The organism is Synechococcales cyanobacterium T60_A2020_003 (assembly GCA_015272205.1).
Classification (GTDB): Bacteria; Cyanobacteriota; Cyanobacteriia; order RECH01; family RECH01; genus JACYMB01.
The window spans coordinates 1-1,900 of sequence record JACYMB010000355.1 but is presented as its reverse complement, the minus strand read 5'-3'; the positions used below and the strand labels follow the sequence as shown (position 1 = coordinate 1,900).

Genomic DNA, 1,900 nt, shown 5'->3' with positions numbered 1-1,900 from the left:
GCATATCCCCCTAAGGCAAAGAAAATGCCATGCCCCAAACTAAGGAGACCTGTATATCCCCAAATCAGGTCAATCCCCAAGGTTACGATCGCCAATGATAGGAAGCGTCCCAGCAATTTCAAACGGAAGGCTGGAATGATAGCAGGCATGATGAAAATAAGGAGGATGGCGATCGCCGCAACGATGCCGATTTCGAGCCAAAGGGCGCGGCGCTGCTTGCCCTTGGTCGCCAATGTTCCAGAACGCGTATCGGTGGCCATATCCCCTCCTTAAGCGTCCACCATTCGCCCTTTCTGGGGAAAGATCCCCGCCGGACGAAACTGCAAGAACACAATAATCAGCGCAAAGACCATCACCTTTGCCATGCTGGTGGTGGCAAAGAAAGTGAAGAAATCCGTGATGGGCTGTAAGGCTGGGTAGGGGGAGAGCAAAAGGGGGATGGTTCCGGAACCAATTACATAGGTCAAAACGCCGATCGCCAACGCCGCCACAATACTGCCCAAAATCTTACCGACGCCACCGACCACCACCACCATGAACGCATCCACGATGTAGTTGCCTCCCAGGTTTGGCCCTACGGAACCGAGCAGCGTCACGGCAAATCCGGCAATACCCGCCAACCCGGAACCAAGGGCAAAGGTGAGGGCATCAACGGTTCCTGTTGGGATCCCTAAACAGGCACTCATATTCCGGTTTTGGGTGACGGAACGAATGCGGAGTCCCCAGGCAGAACGATTTAAGAACCAGTAGATGCCAAGGACACAGAGAGCCGTTAATACAATGATGAAAACCCGCGCATAGGGAAGCTGAATGCCATTACCAATCGCCAATCCGCCTCGAAGCCAAGGGGGAGCGGTTACGTCTACGTTGCGAGCGCTAAACCAAAGGCTCGTCAACCATTTAAGGGAGGCCTGGTTCATTAAATACATGCTTAAGAGGGCGATCGCACTCGACAGAATAGACAGCGTTGGCATTGCCCAGGGTCGGACTCGATCCCAGTCGGCAAATTTTTTCAGCGCCCACTGCCCCCCAAAGAACAGAACACAGAAGATCACAATGCCAATAATCATGGCGGTATTCACGCTGCGGACAAACTGGCGCAGAATCAGGCTGACGCCCCAAGTTGCCAGCAGCGTTTCCAGAGGACGTCCGTAGAGGTAGCAGATCACGCTCTTTTCCAGGGCTAAGCCGACTAACGCGGCCACTAGGAACGCTAATGGAATCGCCACAAAGATATAGATATTCATCAAGGCTGGACTGTCGAACTGTTTGAACACGTTTTGCACCACGTAGGTTGTGTACGCGCCCAACATCATCAACTCTCCGTGGGCGAGGTTAATCACCCCCATGAGTCCAAATACAATCGCCAATCCTAGCGCCACAATAAGCAGCACGGAGGCAATCCCAATTCCATCAAATACGCTACTGATGAGTTGAGTAAACATGAGCCGCTGGACGGGCGATCGCCCTCTCCCTGAATAAATAGAGTTGCTTGGAAGTGAGCCGGAGGCACTCGCTCAAGTCCTTGCCCTGTCAGGTCTTTGAAACCATCAACCTGTTTGTGCCTGCTTTCAAATTAGCACCCTTGTTTTGAGATTGCACCCGTGAAGTTACGATTCTTCATTCATAGTGATAGACGGCGTTGTTGCATGAAAGAGGGGTTGCGGGCAGGAGAGGCATGGTAAATTTCAGTTATCACACATAAAACCTGCCATGAAACCTCAATACCGCATCCGCAACTGGTCAGAGTATAACGCTGGATTGAAGGCTAGGGGAAGCCTCACCTTCTGGATCGAAGAATCTGTGCTGGGGCAGTGGGTGGTCGAGGAGTTGAGCGGCAAACCCGGCGCGTCAGTTCTTTATAGTGACCTTGCGATTCAAACAATGGCGACCGTCAAAG

Annotated in this window: 3 protein-coding genes; 1 reads left to right on the top strand and 2 read right to left on the bottom strand. The window is 52.3% G+C overall.

Annotated features, from left to right (window positions below; translation table 11 throughout):
* Both IGR76_17445 and IGR76_17440 read right to left on the bottom strand, forming a co-directional pair.
* Positions 1-260, bottom strand: a 260-nt coding sequence (locus tag IGR76_17445) for an urea ABC transporter permease subunit UrtC (GenBank protein ID MBF2080245.1), incomplete at its 3' end; no start/stop codon positions are given.
* A gap of 9 nt (positions 261-269) precedes the next feature.
* On the bottom strand, positions 270-1,445 hold the full coding sequence (locus IGR76_17440; protein MBF2080244.1) for a branched-chain amino acid ABC transporter permease: 1,176 nt from the start codon (positions 1,443-1,445) through the stop codon (positions 270-272).
* Between the two features lie 268 nt (positions 1,446-1,713).
* Between IGR76_17440 and IGR76_17435 the strand changes: the two genes are divergently transcribed.
* Positions 1,714-1,900 (top strand): transposase (locus IGR76_17435; protein MBF2080243.1); only part of this gene is annotated, 187 nt, incomplete at its 3' end.